The sequence below is a fragment of the Corallococcus aberystwythensis genome, from assembly GCF_003612165.1.
Taxonomy (GTDB): Bacteria; Myxococcota; Myxococcia; order Myxococcales; family Myxococcaceae; genus Corallococcus; species Corallococcus aberystwythensis.
In genome coordinates, this window is sequence record NZ_RAWK01000068.1 from 1 (window position 1) to 25,277 (window position 25,277).

The following is a 25,277-nucleotide window of genomic DNA, read 5'->3' on the forward strand; positions in this document are numbered from 1 at the left end:
ACCTTGATGGGCGGCGGCTTCACCGGCTTCACCTTCGGCGGAGGCGGCGGCTTGGGCTCCTCCGGCTTCTCCTCCGGAGGCGGCGGGGGCGGCGGCTTCTGCACCTCCACCATGACCATCTCCACCGGCTTCTGGATGGCCGCGAGCTTCCGGCCCTCCATGGTGGAGAGGTAGCCGAAGGCCGCCCCGTGCAGCGCGAGCGACACGAGCAGGAACACGAGCAGGAACCGCGTGGAGCGGTCGCGCTGGGGCAGGGGAGAGGGTTCGAGGACCGCCTGGCTCATCGTCGCAAGGCCTTGTGTCAGGGCGTGGCGGGCGCGGCCCGGGCAGGGGACGCGTCCTTCTCGATGTTGAGGGCGAACTTCGCGATGCCCTGGCCCTTCACCACGTCGATGAGGTGCATCACGCGGCCGTAGGCGAGCGTCTGGTCCGCGCTGATGATGGCGCGCGTGTCCTTGTCCTTGGCGACGGCCTCCGTCACGCGGCGGGACAGGTCCGCTTCCGTCACCTCCGCGCCGTCGAAGTAGAGCTTGCCCTCCTTGTCGAGGACGACGTTCACCAGGCCCTGCACCGTCTCACCGCCATTGGCGGCGCGGGGCAGGTCCACCTCCACCGTCTCGCGGACGATGAAGTTCGCGGTGACCATGAAGATGATGAGCAGCACCAGCACCACGTCCACCAGCGGGGTGACGTTGATGCCGCTGATTTCCTCGTCGCTGTCGTTCGCGCCGCCGGCCATGGGCTAGTTGCCTCCCGCGGCGCCCGGCTTGCGCGCCTTCATGGCGCCCACGAGCGCGTGGCCCAGGGCGGTGGTGCGGCTGGTGAGCGTCTTCAGCTGGCGGTTGAAGACGTTGAAGGCGACCACGGCGGGGATGGCGACGGCGAGGCCCACGGCGGTGGCGACGAGCGCCTCCGAGATGCCGGCCATCACCGTCTGCTGCATGGCGCCGCCCTTGGTATTCATGGCGCCCAGGTCGTTGAAGGCCTTGATGATGCCGAGCACCGTGCCGAACAGGCCGATGAACGGGGCGTTGTTGCCCAGCGTGCCCAGGATGGACAGGCCGCGCTCGTACTGGGGGCGCTCGCGGGCGACGGTGGACGCGATGACCTGCTCCACGGTGTCGGGGCCCTGCGGCGCGGAGGCCAGGGCCTCGCGGATGACGGAGGCCTCCATGCCCTTCTGGTTCTTCACTTCGCTGGCCACGGCGTCGAACTCGCCGCGCGCCAAGCGCACCGCCAGCGCCTCCGAGTTGGGCAGCCGGTGGCGCGAGAAGTAGACGGCGCGCTCCAGCATCACCGCGATGGAGACGATGGACAGGATGACGAGCAGCCAGAGCACCCACTCGGCGCTGCCCAGCGTCACCCCGAGCAGTTTGCTGCTCAACCAGCCGAGTTCGGGTTGGGCCGCCTGGGCCAGGAGGAGGAAGGACGTCATGTGGGAAATGCCCGGTTCAAGAGTGGGACCGCGTTAACGCGCGGCGCAGTCTCTTGTTCCCCCCGACTGAAAAGTCAAATGGAACGGGGGGAGTTCACCTGGGTGTCGCGCGTTGGTGGACGGGCGTGGCGGCGGGAGGGCGCGGATGTCGGATGGCGGGCACCGCTCGTGGCGGCAGGGCGGGCGCTGGAGCGCCTGCCCCGTGTCCCGGATTCTCAGGGCCTGCGATTGGGGCTGGTGGTCTGCGCGGGGTCGCGCTCCACGACGGGGCCGATGATGGCGTCGATGCGGCGCATGAGCTCCGCGTCCAGCTTCACGCCGGTGGCCTTCACGTTGTCGAGCACCTGCTCCGGCTTGGAGGCGCCGATGATGGCGGAGGCGACGCTCTTGTTCTGGAGCACCCACGCGACGGACAGCTGCGCGAGCGACAGGCCGGCTTCCTGGGCCAGCGGCTTGAGCTGCTGGACGCGGGTGAGCACGTCGTCGGTCATGAAGTTGGTCATGAACTGCGCGCCCTGCTGGTTGGCGGCGCGGGTGTCCGAGGGCGGGGGCTTGCCGGGGAGGTACTTGCCGGTGAGCACGCCCTTGGCGAGCGGGGACCAGACAATCTGGCCCAGGCCTTCGGCGTCGGAGGTGGGGATGACCTTGGACTCGATGACCCGCCAGAGCATGGAGTACTGGGGCTGGTTGGAGATGAAGGGGACGCGCAGCTCGCGGGCGAGCTTCGCGCCGGCGGAGATCTGCTCGGCGGTCCATTCAGAGACACCGATGTAGAGGGCCTTGCCCTGGCGGACGATGTCCGCGAACGCGAGCATGGTCTCCTCCAGGGGCGTCTCCGCGTCGAAGCGGTGGGCCTGGTAGAGGTCCACGTAGTCCGTCTGGAGGCGGCGCAGGGAGCCGTGGATGGACTCGATGATGTGCTTGCGCGACAGGCCGCGGTCGTTCTGGCCGGGGCCGGTGGGCCAGTAGACCTTGGTGAACAGCTCATAGCCTTCACGGCGCTGGCCCTTGAGGGCGCGGCCGAGGACGGCTTCCGCCTTGGTGCCGGCGTAGACGTCAGCGGTGTCGAAGGTGGTGATGCCGGTGTCGAGTGCGGCCTTCACGCAAGCGATGGCGGCGTCCTCCTCCACCTGGGAGCCATGCGTGAGCCAGTTGCCGAAAGAAATCTCACTGACCTTCAGGCCGCTGCGGCCAAGGAATCGGAAGTTCATAGGGGGCGGCACAGTAACCACCGCCTCCAGGGGTTCGCTCGGGGATTCGCGGTTTCTCGACAGCTGGAGTCGGACGGACGACCGTCCAGGGCGTGTTTCGACCGTTCCCGGGCGTCGCTTGTGAACGGTGGGCCGGGTGTCCGACACTGGCTTCCACGCATGGCCGCCAGTGACGAACGCCGCTTCCAGTCCCTCGTGCTCGCGCCCATCCGGCGCGTGCAGCGGCGGCTCAATCTCGTCACTTGGACCGGCGCGGGCCTTGCTCCCGTCTGGGCCATCGCCACTGCTTGCGTGCTGTCCCGGATGTTGCTGCGGGATGCCGCCGTCTGGGCCTTGCCTCCCATCATCGTCGCGGGCCTGGTGTGGTGGTTCGTTCGTGCCCGTTCTCGCGGCGTGTCGCTGGAGTACGCGGCGGTGCTCGCGGACCGCTCCGCCAATGCTGGCGGGCTGCTGCTCACGCGGCTGGAGCGCCCTGTCGGTGAGTGGGAGCTGAGCCTCAACCAGTTTGCTCAACAGGTGAAGCCTCCGGACGTTCCCTGGCGCCGGCCCGTGGGCGCGCTCCTGGGGGCGCTCGTGTTCCTTGCCGTGGGGTTCCTTGTCCCGCTGTCGGCGCTGCGGACCTCGAACATCAATGCCGCCGCCGCGACCCAGGTCGCCGCCGTGCAGGCGCAGGCCGAGGCCCTGGCCCGCGAGGAGCCCCTGGGGCCCGACGTCGAGGAGGAACTGCGCCGGCTGTCCGAGGAGGTCGCGCAGGGCCGCTTCGATTCCGCGGACTGGGAGGCCTCGGATGCCCTGGAGCAGCGGCTCGCCGAGCGCGCTTCCGAGGCCGCCGCCGAACTCAACCGCGCCTCCGAGGCCGCCGCTGAACTGGAGGACGCGCTCGCCGCGGCTGGCGGTGCGGAGTCCGCCACCCGTGAGCGCGAATCCCTGGAGCAGGCCCTGATGGCGCTTGATGCTCGTGCCAGTGGGAAAGGTGAGGACTCCGCCGCGGGTGATCAGGAAACCCCTTCCTCCGAGCAGAACTCACAGGGCCAGGGTGCTGGAGAACAGGGCGGTGACAAGCAGGGCTCCCAGCAGCAGGGCTCCGGCGACCCGTCCCGCGAGGCCCAGGCCCGTGCTTCCGCTCGCGCCCAGGCCTCCGGTTCTCCGGATCAGATCTCCGACCTGCGCCGCACGCTGGAACGGCGACAGCAATCCCTGGCCCAGCGCTTCGGCGAGGAAAACGCCTCGCGAGGGAACCGCGGCGCCCAGGCCCGGCGTCCCACCCGGCGGCAGCAGTCCGGACAGGGGCAGAAGGGCCAGGGCCAGAAGGGACAAGGCCAGGGCCAGGACGGGCAGGGCGAAGGTGAAGAGGGCGAGGGCGAAGGACAGCAGGGCAGTCAGCACGCGAGCCGGAATACGCGGCAGGGCGATGGCGCGGGCGTGAGCCGGGGCGGCGAGAGCCAACCGGTTGTCTTCGGCGGCGAGGCGGAGATGGATCCGGAGCGGCTCGCCTTCCAGCCGCTGCCGGAGGGCAACGGCGGCGAAGCGGAAGAGTTGTGGGGCCTTCGCGCAGCGGATCCGCAGGCCCGGACAGGGCAAGCGGGACCGTCCAGCGCGAAGGGCACGGGCGCGAAGGGCGATGCGACGGCGGGACCGACCTCCGGTCCGCTGCTGCCTCGCAACCGCGACCTGGTGAAGCGGTACTTCGGTGGTCCGTAGTCCAGAAGGGGGAACGACGTGGCAGCGGAGCTTCTGAGTCCCGCCGAGGCACAGGGCGCGGCGGACGTGGCGTCCCGGCTCAAGGCCGGGCTCAATCAGGTGATGCTCGACCAGGAGACGGTCGTCGAGCAGGTCGTGACGGCGGTGCTCGCCCGGGGCCACGTGCTCCTGGAGGGCCTGCCCGGCCTGGGCAAGACCGAGCTGTGCAAGGCTTTGGCGCGGCTCTTGGCGCTGCCCTTCCGCCGCATCCAGTTCACCCCCGACCTGCTGCCCGGCGACATCACCGGCACCTACGTGCTGGAAGGCGAATCCCGCCGAGACTTCGTCTTCCGCGAGGGCCCTCTCTTCGCGAGCCTTGTCCTCGCGGATGAAATCAACCGCTCCAGCCCCAAGACGCAGTCCGCGCTGCTGGAGGCCATGCAGGAGCGCTCGGTGACGGTGCTGGGCCAGACGCGGCCCCTGCCCGACCCCTTCTTCGTGCTCGCCACGCAGAACCCCATCGAGCTCGAGGGCACGTACCCGCTGCCGGAAGCGCAGTTGGACCGCTTCCTCTTCCGCATCCTCGTTCCGCCCGTGGGCGCCAAGACGCTGCGCACCCTGCTCACCACGCGCGTGCGCGGCGCGCCTCCCGCGCAGGAACCGGTGCTGGACGCCGAAGGGCTGTCGCGCCTGTTCGCCGCCGTGGACCGCGTGCACCTGCCCGGCCCGGTGGCGGACTTCATCGGCCGGCTGGTGGAGGCGTCCGACCCGCGCCAGGCCTCCGCCCCTGAACCCGTGCGCCGCTTCGTGCGCTTCGGCGCGAGCCCCCGCGCGGCGCTGGCCCTGGCCGCCGCGGGCCGTGCGCGCGCGCTGCTCGAAGGCCGGCCCAACGTGGGCTTCGACGACGTGGTGGCCGCCGCGCCCGCCGCCCTCAACCACCGCCTGGTGCTGGCCTACGAGGCGTCGCTGGAGAAGGTGTCCGCGCCGGACGTGGTGCGCGAGCTGCTCAAGGCCACGCCCGAGGTGCCCCGTGGTTAGCCGCGCCGCCGTATCCGCCCTGTTCCTGGGCGCCCTGCTCTGGACGGGCCTGCCGGGCGTTCCCGGAGGGACGGCGGCGTTCGCGACCAGCCCCGTGGCGGTGGAGGAGGCCGCACGGGAAGCGGCGCCCGAGGGCAACGGCTACCGCGAGGTGGTGGAGACGGCCGAGACCTTCCCCGAACTGGGAGACCTCAAGGCCACCGTGCGCGTCGTCACGCTCGTCCCCAACCGGGGCTACACGCCCATCCAGGTGACGGTGCAGAACAGCAGCGGCCAGCCGCGTCCGGTGCGCCTGTCCATCCAATCGATGGGGCGCGTCACGGAGCGCTCGCTGCAACTGGGGCCCCGTGAGCGCGCCGTCACCTGGCTGATGCTGCCCGCGGACCTGCAGACGGGGACGCTCCATCTGGACTCGCCCGGGATGGACACCGCGACCCGGGGCTTCTACCTGGACAGCTACCGGGGCACGCGCGTGATGGTGCTGGGCGACGTGAAGGGCTTCGAGACCGCGACCGGCCTGCGCCGCGCGGCGGAGAACACGGAGCCGCTCGTCGCCACGCGCTTCGTGGATCCCCTCACGGCGCCGCGCGAGCTGGCCGCCTACGTGGGCTACGACGCGGTGCTGGTGGCGGTGCCGCCGGACCAGGTGCCCGCCGACGTCTGGGCGGTGCTGGAGACCTTCGCGGTGAGCGGCGGCCGGCTGGTGCTCGACCAGCCTCCCTCCAACCCGCGCCTGCACTTCCCGCTGCTCCAGGACGCGAAGGCGGAGCTGTCGCCCTACGGCTTCGGCTTCGTGCGCCAGTTCGGTGCCTGCCGGACGCAGGGGCCGGGCTGCGGCGTCGACCTCTGGTCGGACACGGAGCGGGCGCCCGCCGTGGTGGTGCCCGCGGGCCCTCCGCCCCGGTGGGAGCGCAACGACCTGCTGCGCGACGGGCGGGTGCCGCTGCTGTCGAGCGCGAGAGCCCCCGTGGGCCGCTTCCTGCTGCTCATCTTCCTCTTCACGCTCGCGGTGGGGCCCGGCGGGTGGCTGCTCGCGCGGCGCAAGGGGCCGCTGGCGGTGCTCATCGCGGTGCCCACGCTGGCGGTCCTCACGAGTCTGGGATTGGTGGCGTGGTCGGTGCTGGTGGACGGCTTCAGCGTGCATGCCGCGCGCTACAGCCTCACGCTGCTGGACCGCGAGCGGTCTCGCGCGGTGACGGTGGGGCTCAACGCCTGGTACGCCAACCTCGCGGAGGAGGGCGCGCACCTGCCCGCCTCCAGCGTGCTGCTGGCCCCGGTGGACCCCGAGGATCCGCCGCGCTCGCTGGATTGGACGAACGGCCTGGTGGTGAAGAACAGCTTCCTGCCCTCGCGCAGCTACCGCGAGTGGGGCGAGGTCGCCGTGATTCCCTCGCGCGCGCGGCTGACGGTGCGCAAGGTGGACGGCGGCGTGCAGGTGCAGAACGCGCTGGGGGCTCCCCTCCAGGGGGGCCTGTTGAAGCTGGGCAGCCAGTTCTGGGACCTGCCGGAGCTGGCGGACGGCGCGGAGGGGCGGGCCACGCCGCGGGACGAGGCGGTCGAAGCCCTGCGGGATTTTCCGCACGAGGCGCTCATGCGCTTCCCGGGCGCGGTGACGTCCGTGGAGCAACCGCTGGACGACGGGACGTTCGTGGCGCGGCTGGGCGGGCGCGGCTTCACGCCCACGGCGGCGCTGGACGTGGAGCTGGAGGACGCGGTGCACCTGGTGCGCGGTCAGGTCGAGGAGGCACGACGATGAGCCTGCTGGAGGTGAAGGGGCTGCGGCGCGACTACGGTTCGCTGCGCGCCGTGGACGACGTGTCGTTCACGCTGGAAGCGGGCGGCATCCTGGGCTTCATCGGGCCCAACGGCGCGGGCAAGAGCACCACGCTGCGCATCCTGGCCACGCTGGACGTGCCCACCGCGGGCACGGTGCTGCTGGACGGCACGTCGCTGGTGGACGCGCCGGACCGGGCCCGGCCGCTGTTGGGCTACATGCCGGACCGCTACGGCACCTACGACGACGTCACCGTGAGGGAGTTCCTGGACTTCTTCGCGCGCGCGTACGGACTGAAGGGCGCGCAGCGCAATCAGCGGGTGGACTCGGTGATGGAGTTCACGGGGCTGGGGCCGCTTTCGGAGAAGCTCACCACGGAGCTGTCCAAGGGCATGCGCCAGCGCGTGGCCCTGGGGCGCACGCTGTTGCACGACCCGCGGCTGCTGCTCCTGGACGAACCGGCGGACGGGCTGGACCCTCGCGCCCGCATCGAGCTGCGGGAGTTGCTGCGCGCGCTGGCGGATCAGGGCAAGGCGGTCATCATCTCCAGCCACATCCTCACGGAGCTGGCGGAGATCTGCGACAGCTGCGTCATCATCGAACAGGGGCGCCTGCTGGCCCAGGGCAAGGTGGAGGACCTGCTGCGCCAGAGCGCGGGCACGTCCCGCGTGACGGAGCTGACGGTGCGGCTGGCGGCGGCGGGTGACGAGGCCGAAGCGCTGTGGGCGCGCACGGAGCGCACGCTGCTGGAGCAGCCGCGCGTGAAGGACGTGTCGCGCGAGGGGAGCGCGCTGCGCGTGCGGCTGGAGCTGGAGGCGGACGCGGGGCCGGCGCAGGCGGAGGCGGCTGCTGCGGCGCTGCTGGCGGCGCTGGTGTCGCAGGGGCTGCCGGTGTGCGCGTTCAGCCCGCGCGAGCGCAACCTGGAAGACGCATTCATGACGGTGACGAAGGGGAGGGTGGCGTGAGCACGCAAGCAAGTCCCGCGTCGGGCGCGACCGAGTCCGCGCCCGGCGTCCCCGCCGCGACGTCCGACCGGTGGGCGAAGTGGGGCGACCGGCTCAACCCCCTGGTGGTGAAGGAGGTGCGGCAGGGGCTGCGCACGCGCGTCTTCTGGGTGTGCTTCGGGTTGCTGCTGGCGGCATGCCTGGTGCTGTCGCTCATCGCGTTCGCGAACGCGCACGACAGCACGTACACGCGTGAGGGAGGCACGTACTTCTTCTCCTTCTTCGTGTGTCTGGCGCTGGTGCTCTTCGGCGTCATCCCCTTCAACGCGTACCGGTCCCTGGCGCGCGAGCGCGAGGACGAGACGTGGTCGCTGCTCCTGCTCACGGGCCTGGGGCCCCGGCGCATCCTGCGCGGCAAGGTGGCGTCCTTCCTGGTGCAGGCGGTGCTGTACGCGTCGGCGGTGGGGCCGTTCCTGCTGTTCAGCTACTTCCTCAACGGCATCTCCCTGCCCACCATCCTGATGGTGCTGGCATACGGCGCGGTGTGGCTGGTGTTCCTCACGCTCGTGTCGGTGTGCGCGGCCACGCTGGCGGACAGCCGGATGGGGCGCTCCGCCGTGCGGCTCTTGCTGGTGGGCGCGCTGCTGATGGCGCTCTTCCAGACGCTGACGCTCACCTACGTGGCGACGCAGGAGCGCGGCGGCGGGTTCACGTTCGACCGGGACTTCTTCCTGGGGCTGGCCGTGGTCTTCTGGATCCTCGTGTCGGACGGATGGCTGGTGTTCGAGACGGCGGTGTCGCGGCTGTCGCTCGTGACAGAGGACTACACACGCCATGCCCGGCGGGCGCTGGTGGTGCAGGGGCTGGTGACGTTCGTGGGGATGACGGCGGTGTGGTGGTTCAAGGGCCGGCCCCACGACATCCCCGAGGGGATGGGCATGCTCGGAGGACTGCACATCATCTTCGCCAGCCTCTTCGTGGGGACGGACGTGGACGGGCAGGCGCGGCCGTTGCGCGCGGGCACGCGGGTCTGGTCGCTGTTCAAGCCCGGGGCGCTTCGCGGCTTCCGGTTGTCGGTGCTGCTGCTCGTGGGGTGGGCGGCCGGGTGTGTGGTCCTGCTGCGGTTGTCGGAAGGTTCCTCGAACGGACTGCCGATGGCGATGTCCGTCATGGTGCTGGCGCTCTACGGGGTGCTGTACCTGTCGGTGGCGCTGCTCCTGGGGCGGATGCCGCGCTCGGGGCGGTTCGCGTCGCCGGTGTCCGTGCGATTGCTCTACGTCCTGATTGGGACGATGGGGGCCGGGGTGCCGCCGCTGCTGGCGGTGTTCCTGGGGCTGGAGGGACGCGATGAACTGCTCAACCTGCTCAACCCGATACTGGGGACGCTGAACTTCGCCAGGTACGACTACGGCAACGCCAACGGCACCAAGATGCCGCTGGAGTTGCTCCTGTGCGTGGCGCTGGCGGCGTTCCTGGCGGCGTTCGCGGCGGACCGGGTGCTCGCCGAGCGTGAGCGGCGGGTCCATCAGCAGTGAGCGCGAGGCTGGATGAGGCGGAGGTGGCGCGGCTGGCGCCGGGGTTGTCCCTGGCGCTGCCGCGCCTGCCGCAGCGGGGACGGGTGGGCGAGGTGCGCGCCACGTCCGCGGGCAGCGCGATGGAGCTGCATGACTTCCGCGCGTACCAGCCGGGAGACGACCTGCGGCAGCTGGACTGGAACGCGGTGGCGCGCACGGGGGAGCTGGTGTTGCGCGTGCGCCAGGACGAGGTGTCGCCGCGCGTGGAGGTGTTGCTGGACGGCTCGCGCAGCATGGGCCTGTCGCCGCGCAAGGCGGCGGGTGCTCGCGAGGTGGCGCTGCTGACGGTGGAGGTGGGAGGACGGCAGGGGCTGGCTCCGACGCTGTTGTGCAGTGGGGCGCGGTTGGAGCGGGTGCAGGGGCCGGCGTGCCGTGCGGCGCTGAAGGGGACGGAGTTCGAGGCGCGGGATGACCTGGCGTCGGCGCTGGGGCGGCTGCCTCCGTTGCGGCCGTGTGGCCTGCGGGTGGTGGTGAGCGACTTCCTCTTCGAGACGGACCTGGAGGCGCTGTGCGCCCGGCTGTCGCGTGGAGCCTCGGCGCTGTTCCTGGTGCAGGTGCTGGACGCGGAGGACCTGGAGCCCACGGGCGGTGAGGGCGCGCGGCTGGTGGACGCGGAGAGCGGTGTGGCGCTGGAGGAGCTGCTGACGGACGGAGTGCTGGCCGCCTACGCCCGCCGCTTCGCGGAGCACCAGCGCGCGCTGCGGAGCGCGGCGGTGCGGGCGCGAGGGACATTGCTCACCGTGAACGCGGCGGAGGGATTGCGGGCGCAGGTGGCGGGACCGCTGCGCGCGCTGTTCGTCGCGGGAGGCGGGGCGTGAGCTTCCGTGCGAGCGGCGTGGAGCGCGGAGCGAGGCGGGCCGACGTGCGTGATGGCGGATGCACTCGCGTGCGGTGTGTCTCATGGGGCCGGGGCGCGAGCATCGATGCAGGCCGCGTGGCGCGCGGAGCGTCGCGCTCCGGCGTGCATGAGTGCGGACGCACTCGCGCGCGGCGCATTGTGGGAGGCGAGGCGTGAGCTTCGGGCTTCCGTGGGGCCTGCTGGCGCTGGGCGCGCTGGTGCCGCTGGTCGCGGCGTACTTCCTGCGCCGCCGGCAGAAGCCGGTGGTGGTGAGCGCGCTGTTCCTGTGGCGCACGCCGCGTCCCCGCGCGGAGGGCGGGCCCCGGTGGGAGCGTTTCACCCGGGAGGCGTCCCTGCTGCTGGAGGCGCTCGCCGTGCTGGCCGCCGCGCTGTACCTGGCGGACGTGCGACTGGGCGAGACCGCTCGCCGCCGTCACCTGGTTCTCGTCGTGGACGGGAGCCTGTCCATGTCCGCGCGGACTCCGGATGGCAAGACGGTGCTGGAGCACGTGCGCACCGAGGCCGCGAAGCGCGTGGAGGCGGAGCGCGCGACGCACGTCACGGTGCTCGCGAGCGGCGTGGCTCCCCAGGTCATCGCCGGACCGGAAGCGGAGGCCTCGCGCGCCCTGGGCGCATTGGAATCCTTCGAGGCGCGCGGGCCGGACCACGACGTCACGGCTTCGCTCCTGTGGGCGCAGGAACTGGCGGGACCGGGCAAGCGCGTGCACTTCTTCACCGACGCCCCTCCCTCCGAGGACGCGACCGTGCCGCCCTCCGTGCGCTGGACGGCGCTGGGCCGCTCCCAGGGCAACGTGGCGCTGGTCTCCGCGCAGCGGCGCGACGAAGGGGGCCGGGCCACGGTGACGCTGCGGGTGGCGCGCTTCGGCGCGGGTCCTTCGGAAGTCGAAGCGCACGTGCGCGCCGCACCCGGACCGGGCGCTCGCGAAGGCACGGAACGCACGGAACGCATCACGCTGCCGGAAGAGGGCGCCGCGACGGTGCGCCTCACGTTCCGCGAGGCCGGCGACGTGGAGGTGTCCCTGCCGGACGACGTGTTGCCCGAGGACGGACACGTGCGCCTGCCGCCGTCCCCCGTGATGCCGGTGGCGGTGGGACTGACGGAGGGCCTGTCTCCCGCGTCGAAGCAGGCGCTGGAGCGCTTCCTGGCGGTGTCTCCCGACGTGGCGCGCGGTCCCCCCGTCCCCGGTGCGCCGGTGTTGTCCGTGGGCCCTGCTCGCGCGGAGGCCCGCGTGACGCTGGGCGCGGAAGGGCCGCTGCGCACCTTCGTGGGGCCGTTCTTCACGGAGAAGGGCAGCACGCTGATGGACGACGTGCAGCTCGCGGGCGTGCGGTGGACGGCGGGCGCGAACCCACCGGGCCGTCCGCTGATGACCGCGGGCGACGCCGTGCTCGTGTCGGAAGAGGAGGGCGGGCGGCTGCACCTCAACGTGGACCTGGCGCGCTCCAATCTCCAGCGCACGACCGCGTGGCCCGTGCTCCTGGGCAACGTGGTGCGCGATGCTCGGCGGCTGCGTGAAGGCTTCCCCCGGCGCCAGCTCAACCTGGGCGAAGCGCTCTCCGTGGTGACGGAGGCCGGTGCACGCTACGCGCTGAAGGGCCCGTCGGGGCGCAAGCCCGTGTTCGGCGCGGGCGCGCTGAGCCTGCCCGCCCCCACGAGCCCCGGCCGCTACGTGCTGGAGCGCGAGGGCCGTGAAGTGGACTCGCTGGAGGTGCTGGCGCTGGACGCGCGGGAGTCGGACCTGCGCGGCAGGGGGAGCGCCGACGTGGCCGCGAAGGAAGCGGGCGAGGACTCGGAAGGGACCGGTGGCCACGAGCGCGCCCGCTGGCCCCTGGTGGTGCTGCTGGCCGCGCTGCTGGCGGACTTCTACGTCACGAGGAAGGCATGACCTTCACCCTTCCCCAGGCGTGGCTGCTGCTGTTGCCGCTGGGCCTCTTCCTGTGGCGCTACGGCCGGAGGCCCGGCCCGCCCATGGTGCTGCGGTGGGCGCTGCTGGTGCTCGGCGTGGGCGCGCTGTCCGGGCCGGAGCTGCGGCTGGCGAACGCGGGCAGCGACGTGGCGGTGGTGGTGGACCGCTCGCGCTCCATGCCGCTGGACGTGGACCGGGTGGCGCAGGAGCTCATCTCGCTGGTGGAGTCCCAGCGCAGGCCGGGCGACCGCGTGGGCGTCATCACCTATGGCCGCGAGGCCCGGGTGGAATCCCCGCTGTCGGAGGCAGGCCGGTTCGGCGGCTTCACGCGGCCGGTGGACGCGGAGGCGTCGGACCTGTCGGCCGCGCTGGACGCGGCGGGCGCGCTCATCCCTCCAGAGCGCACGGGCCGGGTGCTGGTGGTCTCCGACGGCCGGGCCACGGGCACGGACGCCCGGGGCGCGACGCGGCGGCTGGCGGCGCGAGGCATCGCGGTGGACTACCGGCAGGTGGCCCGTCCGGAGCCCGCGCTGGACGTGGCCGTGGTGTCGCTGGACGTGCCGGCCACCGTCTCCGTGCGCGAGCCCTTCCAGTTCTCCGCCGTGGTGCAGGCCACCTCCGCCGTCACCGGCACCGTGCGCCTGGAGCGCGACGGGAAGGTGCTGGTGAAGGGGCCGTTCGACTTCAAGCCCGGGCCCAACCTGCTGCCCCTGCGCGACCTGCTGGAGGAGCCGGGGCTCGTGCGCTACCGGCTCACGGTGGAGGTGCCTGGAGACGGCGTCCCGGAGAACGACGTGGGCGTGGGCGTGCTGCGCGTGGAGGGGCCGCCCCGGGTGCTGCTGCTCACCGCGCAGCCGTCGGGCACGCTGGCGAAGGCGCTGACGGCGACGGGCATGGCGCTGGACGTGAAGGCGCCGTTCCACCTGTCGCTGGAGGCGCTCGATGGGGTGGGCGCGGTGGTGCTTGAGAACGTGGACGCCAACGCGCTGGGCGAGAAGGGATTGAACGCACTGGCGGACTACGTGGACCAGGCGGGCGGCGGGTTGGTGATGACGGGAGGCCGCTCGAGCTTCGGCGAGGGCGGCTACCGGCGCTCGCCCGTGGAGCCGCTGCTGCCCGTGTCGCTGGAGATGCGCGAGGAGCAGCGGCGCGCGTCGGTGGCGATGAGCGTGCTCATGGATTCGAGCTGCTCCATGGGCGTGCAGGTGCCGGATGGGCGCACGAAGATGGAGCTGGCCGCGGAGGGCGTCACGGCGGCGCTCACGCTGCTCAACGCGAACGACGAGGCCTCCGTGTACATGGTGGACACGGAGCCGCATGAAATCTTCCCGCTGAGTCCGGTGAGCGAAGGGCTGCCGTTCGACCAGGTGGCGCGGGGCTTCAGTGGAGGCGGCGGCATCTACGTGGGCGCGGCGTTGCGCGCGGGCCGCAAGGAGATCCTCCGCAGCGACAAGCCCACGCGGCACGTGGTGCTGTTCTCCGACGCGGCGGACTCCGAGGAGCCGGACGACTACCAGGAGACGCTGGCGGCGTTGCGCGAGGCCAACGTGACGGTGTCCGTCATCGGCCTGGGCAAGACCACGGATCCGGACGCGGAGTTGCTGCGCGAGGTGGCCCGGCGCGGCGGGGGGCGCATCTACTTCGCGGAGGACGCCATGAGCCTGCCGCGCATCTTCAGTCAGGAGACGCTCGCGGTGGCGAGGGCGACGTTCGTGGACGAGCCCTCGTCGCTGGAGGCCGCGCCGGACCTGTCGCTGTTGGGGCCGCTGCCGACGACGGGCCTGCCGCAGGTGGGCGGCTACAACCTCACGTACCTGAAGCCCCGGGCGAACGTGGCGCTGCGCACGTTGGACACCAACGCCGCGCCGGTGCTTGCGCTGTGGCCGCATGGCGCGGGGCGCACGGTGGCGCTCACGGCGGAGGTGGATGGCAGGTACACGGGCGAACTGCGCGAGTGGGGCGCGCTGCGGGCGACGCTGGAGGCGGTGGTGCGCTGGTCGATGGGGCGGGCCACGCCGAAGGAGGAGGCGGTGGTGCGCTCGGAGCGTCAGGGCAACGTGTTGCGCGTGACGTTGGACCTGCCGCCGGGTGAGCCGATGCCGGGCGCGCTGCCCACGGCGGTGTTGCTGTCGGGCGACGGCCGCTCGGGTGTGGAGAAGACGCTGCACTGGGAGGACGAGGACCGGCTGGTGGTCGAGTACCCGCTGGCCGGCAGCGGCACCTGGCACCCGGTGGTGAAGTGGGGTGGGCGCGTGTTGAGGGCTCCACCGGTGGCGCTGCCGTACGCGCCGGAGTTCGAGCCGGGCAGCGCGAAGGAGGGGCTCAAGCTCCTGCGAGCGCTGGCGGCGGTGGGCGGAGGCCAGGAGCGGCTGTCGATGACGGGCCTGTTCGCGGAGGCGCCGGAGTCGGAAGGCCGCGTCGCGCTGGCACCGTGGCTGGTGGCGTTCGCGCTGGCGGCGATGCTGGCGGAGGTGGCCGTGCGCCGGTTCCTCTCCGCGCCGCGAGTCAAGGCGGCGAGGGAGCGGCCCGTGAAGGAGTCCCGTGCGCGAGGACCCACGGCCGCGCCACATCCGGAGGTGACGCCCACCGCGACGTCTCACAAGCCTGCACCGGAGGAGCCCACAGAGCAGAAACCCGAACCTCCGAAGCCGCCCGCCGGAGTGGATTCCGCGCTGGAAGCCGCGCGTGCACGGGCACGGCGTCGCACGGGGCGCTGAGACGACGCGAGTGGACTCCACACTGGAGGCCGCACGTGCACAGGCACGGCGACTCACGGGGCGCTAAGTCGACGCGCGAATGGACTCCACGCTGGAGGCCGCACGTGCACAGGCACGGCGACTCACGGGGCGCTGAGTCACTGCGTTCAAGCAAGCATGCGCGAGCACAGCATTCCCCGGGGCCCTGAGTCGCGGGTTTTGGAGGGATGCCTCGGCGTAGGGAAATCGCTCGAGTCAGGCTTCCGTGAAGGAGGCTGCCGGGCTCGGACAGGGCGTCGAAGGTCCATGCCTGTCGCGGTCGCGCGAAGCCTTCGGCCAAAGGCTGTCTACGGGCTGAGAAGGTGAGAACCCTGAAGGGGGGGCACCCCGTCCTCGGCGCACCTGACGAACTGGTCCGACAGTCGGACCAGTTGGGAAGACCACGGCTGGCCCAGGGGCCGAGGGCTTCCACCGCATCCAGCCGCACGAACTGGTCCGACAGTCGGACCAGTTGGGAAGACCACGGCTGGTTCAGGGGCCGAGGACCTCCACCGCATCCAAGCCGCACGAACTGGTCCCACAGTCGGACCAGTTGGGAAGACCGCAACTGGCACCCTGGGCCGAGGGCTTCCACCGCATCCAAGCCACATGAACTGGTCCGACAGTCGGACCAGTTGGGAGGACTGCGGCTGACCCCGGGGGCCGGGGGCTTCCACCGCATCCAGCCGCACGAACTGGTCCGACAGTCGGACCAGTTGGGAAGACCGCGGCTGTAGGGCCGGGGGCTTCCGCTGCATCTGAGCCGCGCGAGCTGGTCTGACAATCGGACCAGTTGGGAAGACCACGGCTGGTCCCCCGGTCCGAGGGCCTCCGCTGCCTCCGCGCTACGGAAACTGGTCTGACAGTCGGACCAATTGGGAGGACTGCGGCTGACCCCGGGGCCCAGGGCTTCCACCGCATCCGAGCCGCGCGAACTGGTCCGACAGTCGGACCAGTTGGGAAACTCTCGGCTGGCCCCCTGGGCCGAGGGCATCCACCGCATCCGAGCCGCATGAACTGGTCCGACAGTCGGACCAGTTGGGAAGACCACGGCTGGTCCCCCGGTCCGAGGGCCTCCGCTGCCTCCGCGCTACGGAAACTGGTCTGACAGTCGGACCAGTTGGGAGGACCTCTACTGGCACCCCGGGGGTCGGGGCTGCCGCTGCATCCGAGCCGGGCCCCTCGGCTGAAGGCTTCCTCTGCCTCCGCGCTAGGGAAACTGGTCTGACTGCCGGACCAGTTGGGAAGACCACGGCTGGTTCCCCGGTCCGAAGGCCTCCACCGCATCCGAGCCGCGCGAACTGGTCCGACAGTCGGACCAGTTGGAGTTGTGCCGCCTCGGGAGGTGGGCAGCATGGCTGTCTGAGTCTTATTGCATCGCCTTGCCCGGATCGGCGCGCTGCGCCATGGCGTTGGACGGAATGCGCCCAGGACTTGCGCGGGCCGCTGACGGCCGCTGGCCTGGCATGGCGCGGCAGCGTGGGGTTCTTGCCCTCTGTGCTCCCTGATGCCGGGAGTGCTTTCGCGGTATGACGGCGCCGATGACGGAGCCCCGGGCCTTGCGGTGGGGGCTGGGTGTCGTCCTGGGCGTGCTTGCGCTCCAGGCCTCTCGCCTCGCACTGCACAAGGCATTCAGCATCGACGAGTTCCAGTACGCCCATGCCGCGTGGCTCATGGCCCACGGGCAGGTGCCGTACCGCGACTTCTTCGAGGTGCACTTCCCACTCGTGTACCAGGTGCTGGCGCCGCTGTTCCGGCTGCTCGGGGATGATCCGCGCAACGTGCTCGCCCTTCGCGCGGTGATGCTCGTGCCGCTCGCGGGGGCGTGTGTCTCCGTGTTCCTCCTCAACCGGCGGGAAGGGCGCATCGCCGCGCTCCTGGCGCCGGTGCTGCTGCTGTGCACGCCCGGCTTCCTGCACTTCGCCACCGAGGTGCGCCCGGATGCCCTCACCGCCGCGCTGTTCCTTGGCGCCCTCGCGGCGCTGGCCGTGCATCCCGGCTCCGTGCGTTCGTCGTTCCTGGCGGGTGCGCTGCTCGTCGCCTCCGCGTGGGGTTCGCAGAAGGCGCTCTTCTTTGGCGGGCTCGTGACCGCCGTGCTCCTGGCGGACTTCCTGTTGCGCAGGAATGCCCCTCCCACGCTCATCGCCGCGCCTCGCGCTTTCTTCGTGGGCATTGCCACCGCGACGGGCCTGGTGGCCGCGTACCTCTCGGCGACCGGCTCCTGGAGTGCATGGTGGCAGTGGTGCTTCGTCTGGGCCTCCGAACACCAGCGTCACTATCCGGGCTTCTCGTGGCGCGAGTACCTGGTGCCGGCCCTGGGGAAGCAACCGGCGTTCTTCGTCCTCTCCGCCGTCGGGCTCGCCGCCACGTTGCCGCGGTTGCTGAAGCAGCCCCGCACTCCCGACCTGCTCCTGGTCGTGGCCGTACCCGCGACGTTCGGCGCCTATGCGCTCCAGCGCGCCCCGTTCCCGTACAGCCTGCTGCCCTTCCTGGGCGTGCTCGCGCCCTTCGCCGCACGCGGCATCCTCGAGGTGCTCTCGCGGCTGCGCAGTCCCATCGGGCGCACCGTGGGGATTGCCGGGCTCACGGGTCTGCTCGCCGTCCAGGCCGCGCAGGTGGAGGCACTTCTGGCCGGTGGCGGCAATGCACGGCAGCGCGAAGTGCTTGCTCGCATCGCGGAGCTCACGGGACCGGAGGATGTCGTCTACGACAACTCAGGGGGCTACGTGAGCCGGCCGCATGCTCACTTCTACTTCTACACGGACGCGTATCTGCGCGGCTCGCTCGTGGGCCTGCTGTCCGACGAGATGCCCCGTGTGCTCGTGGAGCGGGGCTGCGTGCTTCGCGTGGATGACCTGCGCACCGCGGGCCTGCCTCTCGCGCTGCGCCGCTTCCTCGACGCGCACTACCAGCCCCATGACGGCGACCTGTATCTGTGGGGCCAGCGCTACCGCGTGCCCTCGGGCTCCGGCACCCTGGAGGACCGCTTCCTCGCGGTGCGCGCCGACCGGTACTTCGTCCAGCCCGCGAGCACGCTCGATACCGGCGCGCTGTTCATCGATGGTGAGCGCATCACCACGCCTGAGTTCACGCTGTCTCGGGGGGAGCACGCCCTCCGCTATGAAGGGCGCGCGGAGGCCTTCCAGCTCCTGTGGCTGCCCCGCGACGCGAAGCGCTGGACGCCACGGCCTGGGGCCCCGTCCCACTACTCGCGCTTGTTCTGAGCACACGCCGAGGGCAGGCAAGCCGGCGTGCAGCCCCCCTTCCGGGATGACGGCATTGTCGTCCTGAGGGCCCGCCGTGGCGCGGCCATCCTGAAATCAACCGTGAAGCCCGGCTCCGGTCGAACTTCCCTGCGCGAGGGCGATTCCTACTGTCCCTGGGCACGATGGTTCGCAGGGGAGGTTGCCGTGGCTGGTGATGATTCGGGGCGGAAGCGGAACCGTGCGCCCATTCCTTCCCAGGGCGTGATGTCGCTCCTGGATCGCTGGGTTTCCGACCTCGAACGGGATGCTCCCTTCTCCAGGGCGGGTGCGCCGGAGCCACGTCCACGCCACCCGGAGGACTCTCCGCGTGACGATGCCGATCCGCTTGAGGACTCCGGGCCTGACGCCCGGATGCCGCAGGGCGAATCCTCCGCTCCGACTCGTGCGGCCCGGGAGGAGATGCGTCCTCCACGCCGCGGCGCTGACCCCAAGCCTCGCGCCCGGACGATGGAAGGCGAATCATGGGACGGAGAGCAGATGCCTCCTTCCCGTCCGGCCTCCGACCCATTCGCTGATCCGAGGCCGCGTGCTCGGGCGACGCAACACGAGCGTTCCGTTCCGCCTCGCGCGGCCAGGGGAGGGGGGCGCACTCCTCGCCCTGGAGCGGAACCTCGCGCGGAGTTGAAGCCCCGCGCCTCCTCCGCATCCGCGTCACCCGGCTCCGCGTACCGCACGTCGCGGGAGGGCGCGCGTCCTCCGCGCTCCGCCCCCAACACGCTTGCCGGGTCCAAGCTCCGCGCCCGTCCGACGCAGGATGAACCGCCGTCTGTATCCTCCCGCACGACGCGCGAGGAACGCCGCGCTGAATCCACTCCCCGCGGCGAACAAGCGCCCCTCACGGCCTCCGCTCGCTCGACCCGTGAAGAGCGCCGTCTTGAGTCCGCTTCCTTCGGCGAACAAGCGCCGCGCACGGCCTCCGCTCGCGCGATCCGTAACGAGCGCCACCGTGAAGCGGATCCGTTCGGCGAACATGGGCTCGACATGCCGGCGGCCTCCGCTCGCACGGCTCGTGAGAACCGCCATTCCGAGGCGGATCCGTTTGGCGAACATGGGCTCGACATGCCGGCGGCCTCCGCTCGCACGGCTCGTGAGAGCCACCATTCCGAGGCGGATCCGTTTGGCGAACATGGGCGCGACATGTCGGTGGCATCCGCTCGCACGGCTCGTGAGAGCCGCCATTTCGAAGCGGATCCGTTTGGCGACCATGGGCTCGACATGCCGGCGGCATCCACTCGCGCGACCCGTGAGAACCGTCACCTCGAAGCGGATCCGCTTGGCGAACATGCGTTCAACATGTCGGCGGCAGCGGAGCGGACGGCCCGTGAGCCCAACCGTCACTCACGCTCCGGAGCGGACCCGTTCAGGGATTCAGAGGCTGCCTCCGCTCACGCGCTCCGCGAGGAGAACCTCCACCTTCGCTCCGGGGCCGATCCCTTCGCCGATTCGCAGCCTCACGACGGGGAGGCGCTGAACTCTCCCTTCCGCGCGGCCCGTGACGAGCTCCGCCTCCAGGGGCCCGTGGTCACCTTCCCGGATGGTGCGAAGGTCGTCCTGAGCAACGAGGGCGGCAGGCCCATCCATCGCGGCACCGTCGCGGTGCGCGGCCCGTGCGCGCCTTCGCGTGAGGAGCTCATGGGGCTTGGCCTGACGGAGGCCCAGGCCCGTGCGTTGGAGTTCGTCCTCGCCTGGTTCGGAAGCCCGTTCGACTCCGTCGCCTCGGAGGCCCCGTCCGGCGGCGAACTTCGCTGGGGCGCATGGCCGTTGTCCGGGCCCACGCTCATCTCCGCGCTCGCGCACTGGAAGCAGCGCGAACCCGACGCGTTCGACGCGCGGCTGGGACGGCTGGGCCTCGAGGCCACCCCGGAGCAGCCGCCCGAGCCCGCTTCGCTGCGCCTCCCGGGCTTCAGGAGCGCGGCCCCCGTTGAAGGCCGGAACGCCCTGGCCCTGCTCGCGGAAGACGCCCGGTTGCTCGCGGCGCTGGCCCGGGCCGGCCGGGAGCGCGGTGCTCAGCTGGCGCAGCTGGAAACCGTTGTCACGCACGTGCTCCGCCCCGCGCTGGCCTCCTGCACGCAGGACGCGACCGCTGACAGCGCCTTCGCCTCGGCCCGCGCGCTGGCCCTGCTCTTCCACTCCGAGCTGCGCTTCGGCCGTCGCGGCGTCACGCGGCTCGTGACGCTCGCACGCGAACGGCCGGAGCCACCTGGGCCGGGTGAACGGCTCGCGGAGGACCTGCGCGCCACCGGACGCTCGCGCGAAGCCTCCGAGGTCTGGCGCATCCTCACCTCTCCCGAGCTCGCGGACCCCGCCTAGCGCACGCCATGCGGACGCCCCTTCCTCCCGGGAGCCATGTCCTGCTCGTGGTCCCCGACCCCGGCGCCACGGCTCCTCCCCGCGAGCAGAACCACGCCCTGGCCGGGGAGCTCATCATCAACGGACATCGCTACCACCTGGTGCCCGCGGAGCCCTCCGCGAGCCCCATGATGGAGCCCGCGTCCGACGCGCGGCTGCTTACCTCTCGCGAGCTGCAGGTCGTCTCCTGCGTCTGCGCGGGCTGGGGCAACAAGCAGATCGCCTCCAAGCTCCACATCAGCACGTGGACGGTGGCGGCCCACCTGCGGCGCATCTTCGTCAAGCTGGGCGTGGACACCCGCGCGGCCATGGTGTCGCGCTGCCTGGGCACGGTGTCCCTACCCTCGCCCCCCTGACGAACCGCGCGCCGGCGGCGCCACGCTCCGGCGCAGCCCCAGCACGAGCGCCACGTTGGCCTGGGGCCGGCACACCAGCCTCACGCACTCGGCCGGAGCGATGAGCAGCGGCGTCACCCCGGGCCCGTGCCCCGCCACCTTGCTGTCCGAGTGCACCACCACCCCCACGGTGATGACCCCCGGCCGCCGCGAGGGCCCGAAGCGGTAGTCCAGCGGGCACACCGCCACCAGGTCCCCCAGCCGGAGCGCGTTCAGCCGGTGCCTGCGCACCAGCCGCTCATCCGACAGCTGGATGTCCAGGTCGCCCAGCACGCCTTCGGAACGCCCGAAGCCCGAACCCATCAGCTGCGAGGGCACCGTGTGCGTCACGGGGATGAGCAACCGCCCCCGTTCCGTCCGCACGCCCCAGCGCCGCAGCAGCCGGGGCGACAGGTTCAGCGCCCGCACCTGGGGGAAGTCCGGCAGCTCCAGCCCCTGGCCGTACGCATCCAGCTGGATCCGGTCCCCGATGCGCAGCCGCCGCTTCACCGCGGGAGAGAAGTCCACGATGACGTGGTTGATGCCACCGTGCTTGCCCACCACCGTGCCCAAGGCGCCCGTGGCGGGGCCGCTCGTCACGCGCGCGCGGTTGCCCACGCACGCCTGGAACATCAGCGCACGGTTGGAGCCGCCCTTCGCGCCAATGTCGTCGCGCCCCGTGTTGTGGATGGAGACTCCCGCCTCCATGTGGTCCGCGGCCAGCCCCACCGCGCGGTCCCCCACGCGGCGGTTGAGCACGATGCCGCCGCTGCCGGGCAGCAGCCGCAGCACCCCGTCCCGGCCAATGCGGTAGGGCGACACGCGCACGACGGGATGGGACACCTGGCCCGCCACCGCCGAGGCCACCAGCCTGGACACGTTGGTGCGCGGCGCCGAGGCGGCCCCCATGCCCGCCTCCATCAGGGGATGCTGTAGCGGGAGGTCCATGCCGTGCCTCCCTTTCTCAGCGCAGCGCCGGTGCCGGGCTGGTGATGCCCAGCGTCTGACGCATGGTGGGCGCCACGCCGCGGAACGAGCGGCCGTCCGGCGTCATCCGGTACGCGGCGATCCACTCTTCGGCCACCGGGCCCAGCGGCATCACCTCCGTCTGGAAGTCCTTGAAGTCGCGCGTCTTGAACGGGTTGTCCGCGACGAAGTTGAGCAACAGGCGCCCCGCGTCCGCCATCTTCGAGCGCTGGGAAATCTCCCCCGTGCCGCCCAGGTAGCGCTGCGACACCACTTCAATCACGTCCCACTTGGTGTTCGCGTCGAAGGCCTTCTTGATGTCCGGCGTCTCCAGCGCGTCGAGGATGGTCTTGAGGTACTCGCCCACCTCCACCGTGAGCGCCAGGATGTTGCCGTAGGTGGCGCGGTCAATCTGCCAGCGGATGTCCGTGCCCAGGCGCTGGATGGTGGCCTGGCTGGCGAAGGGCCGCTCGTTCAGGTGCTGCGAGCCGCGGATGACCTCACCAATGAGCAGGTCGCGGAAGTACTGCGCGATGGCGGACACGAAGGCGACGAACTCGCGGTGGAAGTTGCGGAACATCACCGCGCCCGCCGGCGCCGCCAGGCTGCCGTAGTTGAACGCGCGCCGGTACGCCAGCTGCCGGTCGCGCGCCTTGTAGCGCAGCGGCTGGTGCTTCTCGATGAGGTACAGCGCCCGCGCGCCAGGGCCCCGCTGGATGCGCATGCGCCCGTCGTGGAAGAGGCGCATCAGCGCGCCCGCCACCTGGAACACCTTCATCCGTTCGTGCTGGTAGATGTAATAGAGCTCCGCGGTCGCGTGGAGCTGCGTCTCGATGACGGACTCGTCGAAGTCCTGGACGAGCAGCGGCCGGCTGATGGAGTCGAAGGAGGGCGCTCCGTCCTTGCCCAACCCCATCAAGTCCGAGAAGAGCGACGCCGTCGCGCCGTTGGAGGCGCTGGCGAGCAGCTCCTCCTCCCGCAGCGCGAGCTGCTTCTGCAGCTCCGTGCGCTGCTCATCCGACGTGACGTTGGAGAGGACTTCCCGCTTCCACTGCGAGAACAGCCGCTGAAGGGCTTCTGCCGTACCGATGGTCATGGCATGCCACCTGGGTCAATGACGTTGAGAGAAAGGGTTTCGGACTCGCGCGTGCCTGCTCACGGCTTGCGCGGGTGGCGGACGTGGCGGCGCGTGTGGCCTCCCGCCTTGGAGTACCCGTTCACCGGCGTGGGCCGGCCATCCGAGCCGTGCCGCTCCTTGCCGGCGATGATGCGCTCCACGGCCTTGAGCTGATCCGAGAACGCCTGCTCCAGCTGCCGGGCCAGCTCCGGCCCCTGGGCCTCCAGCTGCTGCTTCACGTCCGTCATGATGCGCGACCGGCTCTCTTCGATGAGCGAGGCCACGTCACCCATGCTGGCCCCGCCGGGTCCGGCTTCCGGCGCGGCGGAGGCCGGCACCTCCCGCTTCCCCGGCTCCACGCCCGGTGGGCGGGCCGCGGTGGCCCCCGGGTTGAAGACCCCCGGCTCCAGGTTCTTCTCGATGCGGTCCAGCGAGACGCGGATGGGCGGCGGCACTGTGAACGGCTCGCCGGTGTTGCAGTGGCCGCCTTGCGGGAAGCCGTACTTGTGGTTGCGGTCGTCTTCAATCTCCTCCGCCTGGCCCGGCGCCTCCTGGGTCAGGGTCTTCGCCAGCTCCAGCGAGTCCTCCTCCAGCCCGCATTGCTCCCGGAGGAAGGCCAGGCTCACGTTGAAGACATCCACGTTCGCGTCCAGCTGCTCCAGCATCTCCGTGTGGAGGTCCACGCGGTTGCCGCCCGGCACCGGGATCTCGTCGTAGTCCAGCAGGAACAGGTCGATGATCCGGTCGATGTGGTAGAGCTTGCGGTCCAGCCGGGCCAGCTCCTTCCAGAACTCGACCGACGTGGACGGGTCCATCAGGAGGTCTTCGATGAGCTCCTGGACGTCATTGCGCTCGCGGAACTTGTCGTTGAGCTCCTGCTCCTTGCCCGTCTGGTCCCGGAACGTCAGCGGGGTGGGGAGCACCAGGTTGAGCAGCCGCGCGCCGGCGTTGGGCCGGTCGAACGCGTCGATGAAGAGGGTGAGCGACTCGGTGAAGGCGGCCAGGGGCGCGGAGGCTCCCTGGACCTTCGCGTTCAACGCGACGCCCCGGTTGACGGAGTTGTTGGAGAAGCCGGTGGTGGACGTGTCCAGCAGGGTGCCGGCGATGTCCCGCAGGCGCCGCAGCTGGATGAGCTCCACGGGCACCGCGGACGCGATGCCCCGCATGTCCTCCGACTGCTGCCGGGGCGCGTTGTTCAGGAGCACGTCCAGCAGCCGCGACATGGCGTCCGGCCGGACGATGGCGCGCAGGTCCGACTGCCCCCGGGCGCGCAGCTGCTCCAGCAGCTTGCCGTAGGACGCCTGGCCGTCACCCCAGTCGTCATAGCCCTCCTGGATGGACGTGGAGGTGAGCTGCTCCAGGGAATTGATGAGCGCTTCGCGGCGCTGGCGCAGGTCCTGGAGCGCGACCTGGAACACCGTGCCGCCCTTGTCGAAGCCCGCGCGGAAGAGGGCCTCGCCCGACATGATGCGCAGCAGCGTGGCGATCTCGTCGATGGTGGCCGCGAGCCGGCCGAACTCCGGGCTCACCGTGGGGTTGAGCATGGCCACCAGGCGCGCCACGCGCGCGTTGTCTCCCAGCTTGCGCACGGAATAGAAGGCCCGGTCGCGCGACACGGGGTCCACCGCCAGGTTCGCCGCGGCCTCGCCTTCATCCAGCTCCGCGATGATGGAGTCGCGCCAGCCGCACACCGGCGCCTTGAAGTCGCGGTTGGCGGCCAGGTTCGACGCGATGTCCAGGTCGTCCACCAGGGCCTTGCGCTCCTGGCGGTACCTCCGCTGGCCCGGCGAGTCCAGGGTGCCGGTCATCATGCCCATGGCGGGCTCGGGCATGGCCTGGACGCGGATGGGCTGGCCCTTGCTCTCGTCGTCCAGGCGCGCGGCCGTGGTCGGGTAGAGCTTGCGCAGCGCGTACACCACCGCCTTGGGGTCACGCGCGTCGGACACGCCCAGCTGGCGGCGCAGGAACTCGTCGAACTTCGACTTCGCGCTCGAAGCCAGCTCGATGGATGCGGCGGGGCTTCTCCCCTTCACGTTCTCGTACATCAT

17 protein-coding genes and 1 pseudogene are annotated in these 25,277 nt (G+C 71.3%); 11 read left to right on the forward strand and 7 right to left on the reverse strand.

Features of this window, described 5'->3' with window-relative positions; all coding sequences use genetic code 11:
* The 4 genes and pseudogenes from D7W81_RS13360 to D7W81_RS13375 all read right to left on the reverse strand — a co-directional run.
* Positions 1–284, reverse strand: a pseudogene (locus D7W81_RS13360) (energy transducer TonB); the annotation flags it as partial.
* A 17-nt stretch (positions 285–301) separates the two neighbouring features.
* Positions 302–739 carry an ExbD/TolR family protein gene (locus D7W81_RS13365; RefSeq protein ID WP_120555747.1) on the reverse strand — a complete coding sequence of 146 codons (438 nt, stop codon included), beginning with the start codon at positions 737–739 and terminating at the stop codon, positions 302–304.
* Between the two features lie 3 nt (positions 740–742).
* Positions 743–1,435 (reverse strand): MotA/TolQ/ExbB proton channel family protein, encoded by a 693-nt coding sequence (locus D7W81_RS13370; protein ID WP_120555748.1) that lies wholly within the window; start codon positions 1,433–1,435, stop codon positions 743–745.
* A 215-nt stretch (positions 1,436–1,650) separates the two neighbouring features.
* The gene (locus tag D7W81_RS13375; protein WP_120555749.1) at positions 1,651–2,646 is read right to left on the reverse strand and encodes an aldo/keto reductase family protein; all 996 of its coding nucleotides are present in this window, start codon (positions 2,644–2,646) and stop codon (positions 1,651–1,653) included.
* 159 nt (positions 2,647–2,805) lie between these two features.
* On the opposite strand from D7W81_RS13375, the gene D7W81_RS13380 reads away from it, so the two are divergent.
* The 11 genes from D7W81_RS13380 (at position 2,806) to D7W81_RS13430 (ending at position 21,128) form a co-directional block, all read left to right on the forward strand.
* Positions 2,806–4,347 carry a hypothetical protein gene (locus D7W81_RS13380; protein ID WP_120555750.1) on the forward strand — a complete coding sequence of 514 codons (1,542 nt, stop codon included), beginning with the start codon at positions 2,806–2,808 and terminating at the stop codon, positions 4,345–4,347.
* An 18-nt stretch (positions 4,348–4,365) separates the two neighbouring features.
* Positions 4,366–5,364 (forward strand): AAA family ATPase, encoded by a 999-nt coding sequence (locus D7W81_RS13385; protein WP_208721291.1) that lies wholly within the window; start codon positions 4,366–4,368, stop codon positions 5,362–5,364.
* Positions 5,357–7,120, forward strand: coding sequence for a hypothetical protein (locus tag D7W81_RS13390; protein ID WP_244227196.1), 1,764 nt, complete (start codon positions 5,357–5,359; stop codon positions 7,118–7,120). The genes D7W81_RS13385 and D7W81_RS13390 overlap by 8 nt, the downstream gene beginning before the upstream one ends.
* Positions 7,117–8,103, forward strand: a complete 987-nt coding sequence (locus D7W81_RS13395) for an ABC transporter ATP-binding protein (RefSeq protein ID WP_120555751.1) — start codon at positions 7,117–7,119, stop codon at positions 8,101–8,103. The genes D7W81_RS13390 and D7W81_RS13395 overlap by 4 nt, the downstream gene beginning before the upstream one ends.
* Positions 8,100–9,617 carry an ABC transporter permease gene (locus tag D7W81_RS13400; protein ID WP_120555752.1) on the forward strand — a complete coding sequence of 506 codons (1,518 nt, stop codon included), beginning with the start codon at positions 8,100–8,102 and terminating at the stop codon, positions 9,615–9,617. Before D7W81_RS13395 ends, D7W81_RS13400 begins: the two co-directional genes overlap by 4 nt.
* Positions 9,614–10,474: a DUF58 domain-containing protein gene (locus D7W81_RS13405; protein WP_120555753.1), complete on the forward strand. Its 861-nt coding sequence runs from the start codon at positions 9,614–9,616 to the stop codon at positions 10,472–10,474. The genes D7W81_RS13400 and D7W81_RS13405 overlap by 4 nt, the downstream gene beginning before the upstream one ends.
* 193 nt (positions 10,475–10,667) lie before the next feature.
* Positions 10,668–12,401 carry a vWA domain-containing protein gene (locus D7W81_RS13410; RefSeq protein WP_120555754.1) on the forward strand — a complete coding sequence of 578 codons (1,734 nt, stop codon included), beginning with the start codon at positions 10,668–10,670 and terminating at the stop codon, positions 12,399–12,401.
* Positions 12,398–15,139 (forward strand): VWA domain-containing protein, encoded by a 2,742-nt coding sequence (locus tag D7W81_RS13415; RefSeq protein WP_120555755.1) that lies wholly within the window; start codon positions 12,398–12,400, stop codon positions 15,137–15,139. Before D7W81_RS13410 ends, D7W81_RS13415 begins: the two co-directional genes overlap by 4 nt.
* Positions 15,140–16,686: 1,547 nt before the next feature.
* A complete protein-coding gene (locus D7W81_RS13420) occupies positions 16,687–18,381 on the forward strand; it encodes a glycosyltransferase family protein (protein WP_120555756.1) in 1,695 nt (564 codons plus the stop codon).
* Between the two features lie 1,560 nt (positions 18,382–19,941).
* A complete protein-coding gene (locus D7W81_RS13425; protein WP_120555770.1) occupies positions 19,942–20,733 on the forward strand; it encodes a hypothetical protein in 792 nt (263 codons plus the stop codon).
* A gap of 8 nt (positions 20,734–20,741) precedes the next feature.
* On the forward strand, positions 20,742–21,128 hold the full coding sequence (locus tag D7W81_RS13430) for a response regulator transcription factor (RefSeq protein WP_120555757.1): 387 nt from the start codon (positions 20,742–20,744) through the stop codon (positions 21,126–21,128).
* On the opposite strand, the gene D7W81_RS13435 is transcribed toward D7W81_RS13430, so the two are convergent.
* Genes D7W81_RS13435 through D7W81_RS13445 form a run of 3 tightly spaced genes read right to left on the reverse strand, consistent with a single transcriptional unit; the run spans position 21,111 to position 25,277 of the window.
* Positions 21,111–22,094 (reverse strand): DUF4438 domain-containing protein, encoded by a 984-nt coding sequence (locus D7W81_RS13435; protein ID WP_120555758.1) that lies wholly within the window; start codon positions 22,092–22,094, stop codon positions 21,111–21,113. The genes D7W81_RS13430 and D7W81_RS13435 overlap by 18 nt on opposite strands.
* 16 nt (positions 22,095–22,110) lie before the next feature.
* Positions 22,111–23,208, reverse strand: coding sequence for a hypothetical protein (locus D7W81_RS13440; RefSeq protein ID WP_120555759.1), 1,098 nt, complete (start codon positions 23,206–23,208; stop codon positions 22,111–22,113).
* Positions 23,209–23,267: 59 nt separating this feature from the next.
* Complete coding sequence (locus tag D7W81_RS13445; protein WP_147445466.1) at positions 23,268–25,277, reverse strand: hypothetical protein; 2,010 nt, start codon at positions 25,275–25,277, stop codon at positions 23,268–23,270.